Origin of the sequence: Streptomyces sp. NPDC006487 (assembly GCF_042870555.1) — a bacterium.
Classification (GTDB): Bacteria; Actinomycetota; Actinomycetes; order Streptomycetales; family Streptomycetaceae; genus Streptomyces.
The window spans coordinates 275710-284193 of record NZ_JBIAHN010000011.1 but is presented as its reverse complement, the minus strand read 5'-3'; the positions used below and the strand labels follow the sequence as shown (position 1 = coordinate 284193).

General features: G+C 73.1%; 9 protein-coding genes. 8 read left to right on the top strand and 1 reads right to left on the bottom strand.

The window, feature by feature from the left end:
* Window positions 1–316 precede the first annotated feature (316 nt).
* A complete protein-coding gene (locus ACFYM0_RS21215; RefSeq protein ID WP_388503483.1) occupies window positions 317–1510 on the bottom strand; it encodes a sensor histidine kinase in 1194 nt (397 codons plus the stop codon).
* A gap of 155 nt (window positions 1511–1665) precedes the next feature.
* On the opposite strand from ACFYM0_RS21215, the gene ACFYM0_RS21210 reads away from it, so the two are divergent.
* Genes ACFYM0_RS21210 through ACFYM0_RS21175 form a run of 8 tightly spaced genes read left to right on the top strand, consistent with a single transcriptional unit; the run spans window position 1666 to window position 8469 of the window.
* Complete coding sequence (locus ACFYM0_RS21210; protein ID WP_266905541.1) at window positions 1666–2073, top strand: NADH-quinone oxidoreductase subunit A; 408 nt, start codon at window positions 1666–1668, stop codon at window positions 2071–2073.
* On the top strand, window positions 2064–2693 hold the full coding sequence (locus tag ACFYM0_RS21205; protein ID WP_327254446.1) for an NADH-quinone oxidoreductase subunit B family protein: 630 nt from the start codon (window positions 2064–2066) through the stop codon (window positions 2691–2693). The genes ACFYM0_RS21210 and ACFYM0_RS21205 overlap by 10 nt, the downstream gene beginning before the upstream one ends.
* Window positions 2690–3883, top strand: coding sequence for an NADH-quinone oxidoreductase subunit C (locus ACFYM0_RS21200; protein ID WP_388503479.1), 1194 nt, complete (start codon window positions 2690–2692; stop codon window positions 3881–3883). Before ACFYM0_RS21205 ends, ACFYM0_RS21200 begins: the two co-directional genes overlap by 4 nt.
* Window positions 3880–4848, top strand: a complete 969-nt coding sequence (locus tag ACFYM0_RS21195; RefSeq protein ID WP_388503478.1) for an NADH-quinone oxidoreductase subunit H — start codon at window positions 3880–3882, stop codon at window positions 4846–4848. Before ACFYM0_RS21200 ends, ACFYM0_RS21195 begins: the two co-directional genes overlap by 4 nt.
* Window positions 4849–5439 (top strand): NuoI/complex I 23 kDa subunit family protein, encoded by a 591-nt coding sequence (locus tag ACFYM0_RS21190; protein ID WP_388503476.1) that lies wholly within the window; start codon window positions 4849–4851, stop codon window positions 5437–5439.
* Complete coding sequence (locus ACFYM0_RS21185) at window positions 5436–6041, top strand: NADH-quinone oxidoreductase subunit J (RefSeq protein ID WP_388503474.1); 606 nt, start codon at window positions 5436–5438, stop codon at window positions 6039–6041. The genes ACFYM0_RS21190 and ACFYM0_RS21185 overlap by 4 nt, the downstream gene beginning before the upstream one ends.
* On the top strand, window positions 6041–6421 hold the full coding sequence (gene nuoK, locus ACFYM0_RS21180) for an NADH-quinone oxidoreductase subunit NuoK (protein ID WP_388503471.1): 381 nt from the start codon (window positions 6041–6043) through the stop codon (window positions 6419–6421). The genes ACFYM0_RS21185 and nuoK overlap by 1 nt, the downstream gene beginning before the upstream one ends.
* Window positions 6418–8469, top strand: coding sequence for an NADH-quinone oxidoreductase subunit L (locus ACFYM0_RS21175; RefSeq protein ID WP_388503468.1), 2052 nt, complete (start codon window positions 6418–6420; stop codon window positions 8467–8469). Before nuoK ends, ACFYM0_RS21175 begins: the two co-directional genes overlap by 4 nt.
* Window positions 8470–8484 lie beyond the last annotated feature (15 nt).

Sequence of the window (8484 nt, the reverse complement as noted above, 5' to 3'; positions counted from 1 at the left end):
CACAACACTCCGGCGACTCGCTCGGGGGGGGGTTTTGTCCCCCTGCCGTTGGGGGCCCCCCCCCCACGGCCGCACACGCAGACGGGTGCAGCCGATATCCAGCCCCGCCGGCGTTCGAGGCGCGGGGGTCCGGGGGCTGGCCACCCGCGGCGGGCGGCGCCGCACCTGGCCCCCCGGGAACGGCGCCGCACTTGGCCACCCGCGGGGGGCGCCGCACCTGGCCCCCCGGGAACGGCGCCGCACCTGGCCACCCGCGCGGCGGGCGGCGCCGCACCCCGCCCCGCGGGCGCGTGCCGCGGGCAGAGGCCCGGCCCCGCTATCGAGGAGCCCGCTCCCGCCACGGCAGCTCCGCCGTGACCACGGTGCCCCGCCCCTCGGGCGACTCCACCACCAGCACGCCGTCGACCGCGTCGAGCCGCTCACCCAGCCCCGCCAGCCCGGACCCGGCAGCCGCATCCGCGCCGCCCCGCCCGTCGTCCGACACCCGGATCAGCAACCGCCCGTCGGCGGAGCCACCCGTGCGCCACACCTCGACCTCCGCGCACCGCGCCCCCGGCCCCGCGTGCTTGCTCACGTTCTGCAGCAGCTCCGAGACCACGAAGTACGCGATCCCCTCGATCGCCTCCGCAGGCCGCGCCGGCAGATCCACCGCCACCTTCACGGGGACCAGGCACCGGGAGGCCACCGAGGACAGGGCCGCGTCCAGCCCCCGGTCGGTCAGCACCGCCGGGTGGATCCCGCGGGCGAGGTCCCGCAGCTCCTGGAGGGCGATCTTGACCTCCCCGTGCGCCTCGTCCACCATCGCCGCCGCCCCCTCGGGGTCCTCCAGCAGCTTCTCCTTCGCCAGCCCCAGCCCCATCGCCAGTGCCACCAGCCGGGCCTGCGCCCCGTCGTGCAGGTCCCGCTCGATGCGCCGCAGGTCCGCCGCCGCCGTGTCGACCACGACACCGCGGTCGGACTCCAGCTCGGCGATGCGCCGCTCCAGCTCGTCGGAGGGCGACAGCAGGCCCCGTACCATCGCCCGGTCCACGTTCGCGAGCCCGCGGACCACCCACGGCAGCACCGGCCACAGCACGAAGAGCCCGGTCAGCGCCACCGTGAAGGTGGCCACCGCCCACGGCAGCCGGATCAGCTCGAAGAGCACGGTCCGCCACGCCACCGGGTCCTTGAGGCTCGCCCACAGCCAGGGGAAGAAACCGCCGGACCGGCCCGGCCCGGGCATCGGCGTCGGCTCGTCGACCCGTACGCCCAAGAGGTCGCGGGCCCGCGCCCGTTCCAGCCGTCCCAATTGGCGAGACACGAACAGGCCGCATGCGAGCAGCGGAAGACCGATCGCGGTCACCGACAGACCGCCCGCGGTCGACACCATCACCAGCGTGTAGACGAACCCGATGAGGGCGGCGGGCAAATTGCTCAACAGGTAAGCGATTTCCTTCCACGTCACGGCATCGAAGGGTGCGCGGACGGGAGGAGGAGCGCCGTCGTCGGGGGTGTGCTTGCTCGCGGTCATGCGCCCACCCTGCCAAGCCCGGGGCCGCCGTGCCATGGGGTAGCCGGGCCGAGGTAAACGGGGGATAACCCCACCCCGCGGAGCCCAGGCCCTAGACTCCCGTCCGTACCAGATCAACCTGATCGTCGACAGTGGCCGAGGAACGAGGAACGGACGTGCCCGAACCAACGGTATCGACCGTATCCGTGCTCGCCGCGGACTACTTCCGGACGTATTCGGTCGTCGGCCTCCTGGCCGCGCTCGGTGTGCTCTTCGTGGCGGTGGCGTTCGGCGCCAACCGCCTGCTGAGCCCGTCCGTCCCGACCCGCGAGAAGCTGCTGACCTACGAGTGCGGCGTGGACCCGGTGGGCGAGGGCTGGGCGCACACCCAGGTCCGCTACTACGTCTACGCCTTCCTCTACGTCATCTTCGCCGTCGACTCGATCTTCCTCTTCCCCTGGGCGACGGTGTTCGCCGCCGCCGGTTACGGCGCCACGACGCTGGTGGAGATGTTCGTCTTCCTCGGCTTCCTGGCCGTCGGCCTGCTCTACGCGTACAAGAAGGGCGTCCTCGAATGGCTGTGACCCCGGCCGGTACCCCGGCCGTGCCGTCGGAGCCGCAGCTGCTCCCGGAGCCGAAGCGGCTGGGCGTCCTGTCCCGCCTCGCGCCCGAGCCCATGAAGGTGGTCCTCAACTGGGGCCGCCGCTACAGCCTGTGGGTCTTCAACTTCGGTCTCGCCTGCTGCGCGATCGAGTTCATCGCGGCGTCGATGGCCCGGCACGACTTCATCCGGCTCGGCGTCATCCCCTTCGCACCCGGCCCGCGCCAGGCGGACCTCATGATCGTCTCCGGCACGGTGACGGACAAGATGGCCCCGGCCGTCAAGCGGCTGTACGAGCAGATGCCCGAGCCGAAGTACGTGATCTCCTTCGGCGCCTGCTCCAACTGCGGCGGCCCGTACTGGGACTCGTACTCGGTGACCAAGGGCGTCGACCAGATCATCCCGGTCGACGTCTACGTCCCCGGCTGCCCGCCCCGCCCCGAGGCGCTGCTGCAGGGCATCCTCAAGCTCCAGGAGAAGATCGCCCGCGAATCGCTCGCGGAGCGCTACGCGAACACGGCTCCGCCGTCCCCGGCGCAGCTCACCAGCGGACTGATCACTCCTCCCCCCGCCCCCACGCCTGCTCCCGGGACGGACGCGTGAACCTCTACGACTCCCTCCCCGACGCGGCGGGAACGGTCTTCGGCGAGGAAGCGGTCGGCTCCTTCGCGTACTCCGTCCTCACGGTCGACGTCCCCACCGCGAGCTGGATCCCCGCGCTGGAGATCGCCCGCGACAAGCTGGGCTGCACCTACTTCGACTGGCTGAGCGCGGTGGACGAGCCGGGCACCGGCTTCCGCATCTGCGCGCACGTCGTCTCCCTCGAGAACCACCGCGTACGCCGCCTCCTGCTGCGGACCACCGTCCCGCACTCGGCGCCCTCCCTGCCCTCGGCCGTCGCCGTCTACGCCGGCGCCGAATGGCACGAGCGCGAGACCTTCGAGATGTTCGGGGTCGTCTTCACGGACCATCCGAACCTGGTCCCGCTGCTCCTCCCCGAGAACTTCGAGGGCCACCCGCTGCGCAAGGACTTCGTCCTGGCGGCACGCGTCGCCAAGGCCTGGCCCGGCGCGAAGGAGCCGGGCGAGGCGCACGACCCGGACGCCCCGAAGCGCCGCCAGATGCTGCCGCCGGGCGTACCGGACCCCAACGACTGGGGTCCCATGAAGGGCCAGCTCCCGCCGGCCCCCGCCCGCCCCGCCCGCACCCCCCGCGCGGCGGCCGGCGCCCCCGGCGACCGCCCGGTCCGGACCCCGCGCGCAGCGGCGGGAGCTCCCGGCGACCGCCCGGCCCGCACGCCGCGCGCCGCGGCCGGCACCGCCGACGAAGCCACCACGCCCGGCGCGCAAGCCCCGGCGACCGAAACCGAAGCGGCACCGGCCCGCCCGGTCCGCCGCACCCGCTCGGTCGCGGACGGCTCCGCGAGCCAGGCGGCGGCCCCGACCGAAGCAGCCGCGGCCCCGACCGAGGCGGCCCCGGGCCGTCCGGTGCGCCGCACCCGCTCGGTCGCGGACGGCTCCGCGAGCCAGGCGGCGGCCGCCCCGGCTCCGGCGGAGGCCCCGGGGCCCTCCGAAGCATCGGCGGCCTCGGCGGAAGCCCCGGTCCGCCCGGTGCGCGGCAGCGCGGACGCCCCCTGGCACAACCCGAAGCCCGCCTTCGACACCCCGGCGGGCTCCGCCGAATCCGACCCGGAGCCCGAGTCCGGGTCCGAGTCCGGGTCCGAGTCCGTCCAAGAGACGGACCCCTCGGAGACGGACCCCACCCCCAACGACCCCAACGGAGGCGCCGCGTGAACGACGTCCTCGACGTCGCCCTGCGGCTGATCGTCGTCTTCGCCGTCTTCCTCGTGCTCCCGCTCGTCGTCGGGCAGGCCGAGCACAAGGTGATGGCCCACATGCAGGGCCGCCTCGGCCCCATGTACGCCGGCGGCTTCCACGGCTGGGCCCAGCTCGTCGCCGACGGAGTCAAGTTCGCGCAGAAGGAAGACATCGTCCCGGCCAACGCCGACCGCCGTGTCTTCCAGCTCGCCCCCGCCGTCGCGCTCCTCCCTTACCTCTTGGTCCTCCTCGCCATCCCCATCGGGCCCGGCGAAGGCGCCGTCGGCCAGGTCATCGATGCCGGGCTCTTCTTCGCGCTCGCCGTCATGGGCGTCGGAGTGCTTGGCTCGCTCATGGCCGGCTGGGCCTCCGCGAACAAGTTCTCCCTCCTCGGAGGCCTCCGCACCGCCGCCCAGCTGCTCGCCTACGAGCTCCCCATGCTGCTCGCGGCGGCCTCGGTCGCCATGGCCGCCGGAACGGTGTCGCTCCCCGGCATCGTCGGCGCCTTCGAGTGGTGGTGGCTGCCGTGGCAGATCGTCGGCGGACTCGTCTTCTTCACCGCCGGCCTCGCCGAACTCCAGCGGCCCCCCTTCGACATGCCCGTCGCCGACTCCGAGATCATCTTCGGCGCGTACACCGAGTACACCGGCCTGCGCTTCGCACTGTTCCTGCTCGCCGAGTACGCCGGCATCGTCGTCCTGTGCGCCCTGACCACCGTCCTCTTCCTCGGCGGCTGGCACGGTCCCTTCGGCGGCGAGGACTTCGGCTGGGTCTGGACCCTGCTCAAGATCGCCGTGCTCTCCTTCGTGGTGATCTGGCTCCGCGTGAGCTACCCCCGGCTCCGCGAGGACCAGCTCCAGAAGCTCGCCTGGACCGTACTCATCCCGCTCGCGCTCGCCCAGATCGCGCTCACCGGCATCGTGAAGGTGGCGATCCAGTAAATGCCCCCCATCCCCGGCTCCGGCCTCGCCAAGGGCCTGGCCGTCACGCTGCGCACGATGACGAAGCGCTCGCACACCGCCCAGTACCCCGAGGTACAGCCCGAACTCCCGCCGCGCTCGCGCGGGGTCATCGGCCTGTTCGAGGAGAACTGCACGGTCTGCATGCTGTGCGCGCGCGAGTGCCCCGACTGGTGCATCTACATCGACTCGCACAAGGAGACGCTCCCGGCCGCCGCCCCCGGTGGCCGTGAGCGCAGCCGCAACGTCCTCGACCGCTTCGCCATCGACTTCTCCCTCTGCATGTACTGCGGCATCTGCATCGAGGTGTGCCCCTTCGACGCGCTGTTCTGGTCGCCGGAGTTCGAGTACGCCGAGACCGACATCCACGAACTGACCCACGAGCGCGACAAGCTGCGCGAGTGGATGTGGACCGTCCCGGCCCCGCCCGCCCTGGACCCGGCCGCCGAGGAGCCCAAGGAAATCGCGGCCGCCCGCAAGGCCGTGGAGAAGGCGGAGACCGCCGCTGCCGCGGCAGCAGCTGCCGCCGCGGCCGAGACCCTCGACACCCCGGCCCCGGAAGGAGACGCGTGATCACCGCAGCCGCCCAAGGCAACGGCTTCCTCTCCCCGACCGGCGTCGAGATCGCCTTCGTCCTCGTCGGCCTCGCCACCCTCGGCGCGGCCGCCGTCACGGTCACCACCAAGCAGCTCGTGCACGCCGCCCTGTGGCTGGTCGTCGCCCTGGGCGGGATCGCCGTCGAGTACCTGCTGCTGACCGCCGAGTTCATCGCCTGGGTCCAGGTACTGATCTACCTCGGTTCCGTGGTCGTCCTCCTCCTCTTCGGGCTGATGCTCACCAAGGCCCCCATCGGCCGCTCGCCGGACGCGGACTCGGGCAACCGCCCGGTCGCGCTCGGCGTCGCCCTCGTCGCGGCCGCCGCGCTCGTCTGGGTGGTCGTCGACGCCTTCCGCACCACCTGGATCGACCTGGACGGCCCCGCCCAGGGCTCCACCAAGGTCTCGGGAGAGATCCTCTTCCGGCACTGGGTGCTGCCGTTCGAGGCGCTCTCCGTCCTCCTCCTCGCGGCCCTGATCGGCGCCATCGTGCTGTCCCGCAAGGACAGCCCCGACAGCGCGCCCTCCGCCGCCGCGACACCCGCCGCGCCCGCCACCGACAAGAAGGGGCAGCGCTGATGCACCTCGCCTACCCCGCCGTGCTGGCGGCGCTCCTCTTCTGCACGGGCCTGTACGGAGTGCTCGCCCGGCGCAACGCCATCCTGGTCCTGATGTCCGTCGAGCTGATGCTCAACGCCGTCAACCTCAACCTGGTGGCCTTCGACGTCTGGCTGCGCGACACCCTGCACGCCGGCCAGGCCCTCACCCTCTTCACCATCGCCATCGCCGCCGCCGAGATCGGCATCGGCCTCGCGATCGTGCTGATGGTGTACCGCAACCGGGGCACCGCGGACGTGGACCGACTGCGCGACACCGCCGAGGGCCACGAGCCGGCCGGCTCGAACCCGGCCGGCTCGAACCCGGACAGCGCGAACCCTGCGACCGGAGCCGCCGCGTGAGCACCCCGACCCTCGCCGTACTGGTCCCCCTCCTGCCCTTCCTGGGCGCGCTGGCGGGACTGCTCCTCGGCCGCACCGCCCCCGGCTTCGTCAAGCCGCTCGCCGTCCTGCCGACCCTGGCCGCCGCCGTCCTCGCCGTGCTGGTCGCCTTCCGCCAGGCCGGCGGCAAGGCGATCGACACGGCCACCGAGCTGACCCCGACCGGCTCGGTGCCCATCGAGCTCTCGCTCCACCTGGACGGCTTCGCCGTCATGGTGGCCGTCCTCGTGGGCGTCGTCGCCACCTGCGTGCAGATCTACTCGACGGCCTACCTGCGCGAGGACCCGCGCTACCCGTCCTACGCGGCCCTGGTCTCGCTGTTCACCTCCGCCATGCTGCTCGTCGTCTACTCCGGCGACCTGATGGTGCTGCTGGTCGGCTGGGAGATCATGGGCATCTGCTCGTACTTCCTGGTCGGCCACTACTGGGAGACCGAGGCGGCCCGCTCCGCCTCCCTGAAGGCCTTCCTCGTCACCAAGCTGGGCGACGTCCCCTTCCTCATCGGCCTGTTCGCGCTCGCCACCGACGCGGGGTCCTTCCGGATCACGAAGATCCTGGGCACCGTCGCCGCGGGCGGGCTCGACCACCCGACGCTCATCGCGCTGCTCCTGCTCGCCGGAGTCGCGGGCAAGTCGGCGCAGTTCCCGCTGCACACCTGGCTTCCGGACGCCATGGCGGGCCCCACCCCGGTCTCCGCACTGATCCACGCCGCGACGATGGTCGCCGCCGGTGTCTACTTCGTGGCGCGCCTCCTCCCCGTCTTCGCGGCTTCCCGGGCCGCGCTGGTGGTCCTGGCCGTCATGGCGGCCGTCACGATGGTCGGCTCCGCCCTCGCCGCCCTGGCACAGGACGACATCAAGCGGGTGCTCGCCTACTCCACCATCGGCCAGCTCGGCTACATGACCGGGGCCCTGGCCGTCGGCGACCGCGCGGCCGCCGTCTTCCACCTCCTGTCCCACGGCGCCTTCAAGGCGCTGCTGTTCCTCGGCGCCGGCGTGATCATCCACGCCGCCGGCACGAATTCCCTCGCCGCCATGTCCCGCATGGACGGCCTGGCCAAGCGCATCCCCGATGCCTTCTGGACGATGACGATCGCGCTGCTCGCGCTCGCCGCCTTCCCGCCCTTCGCCGGCTTCTTCTCCAAGGAAGCCGTCCTCGTCGCCGCCGAGCACACCGCCGGCGGCCACTCGGAGTTCGCCCCGAGCGCGGCCGGCTGGGTGGTCCTCGTCGCCGGTGTGCTGACCGCACTGCTCACCGCCGCCTACGCCACCCGGCTGTGGCTGATGGCCTTCCGCGGCCGGGGCGAAGCCGCCCCCGACCACGGCAAGGAGCCCGTCGCCATGACCGGCGTGCTGTGGCTGCTGGCCGTCCCGTCCGTGGGCTTCGGCCTGCTGGCCGGGCCCCTCTCCGACTTCTTCGACGGCCGCGAGCTCACCCCGTCACTGACGACCTCGGTCCTGGGCACCGGAGCCGCCGCCGTCGGCGCGGTGCTCACCTACGCCCTGTGGCAGCGCGCCCAGGCCCAGGCCGCCCTGGCCCCGGCAGCCCCGTCCCGAGCCGGAGCCGCCACCGCCGGACCGCACGCCGCCGGTGCCACCGCCGCGGTACCCGCGGCCGTCGTCGCCGCCGAGTCCGCCGCCGAGAGCCCCGAAGTCGCCGAGGTCACCCACGACCATCCGGTCGTTTCCACGGCCCCCGCCGCCGACCCCGGCCGCGCGTTCCTCGGCCCGCTGCACCGGCACGCCGCCGTCGGCTTCCACCTCGACGCCGTCTACGACCGCCTGTTCGTCCGCCCCGTCCGAGCCGCCGCAGCCCTCGTGCGCTTCCTCGACCGCGAGGTCGTGGACTCGTACGTCCGTGGCGCGGGCCTCGGCCCCCGGCTGCTCGGCGGCCTCGTACGCCGTGCCCAGACCGGCAACGTGCAGAGCTACCTGAGTGCCCTGCTCGCCGGCGCCGTGGTCCTGGCGATCGCCACCGCCGTCCTCGCCAACGTCAACGCCGGATCGTGAGCCGTGAGTCAGCCG

Excerpts from the sequence above, each read along its gene's own strand:
- ACFYM0_RS21215 (WP_388503483.1), bottom strand. The coding sequence starts at position 1,510 with ATGACCGCGAGCAAGCACACCCCCGACGACGGCGCTCCTCCTCCCGTC.
- ACFYM0_RS21205 (WP_327254446.1), top strand. The coding sequence starts at position 2,064 with ATGGCTGTGACCCCGGCCGGTACCCCGGCCGTGCCGTCGGAGCCGCAG.
- ACFYM0_RS21190 (WP_388503476.1), top strand. The coding sequence starts at position 4,849 with ATGCCCCCCATCCCCGGCTCCGGCCTCGCCAAGGGCCTGGCCGTCACG.
- nuoK (WP_388503471.1), top strand. The coding sequence starts at position 6,041 with ATGCACCTCGCCTACCCCGCCGTGCTGGCGGCGCTCCTCTTCTGCACG.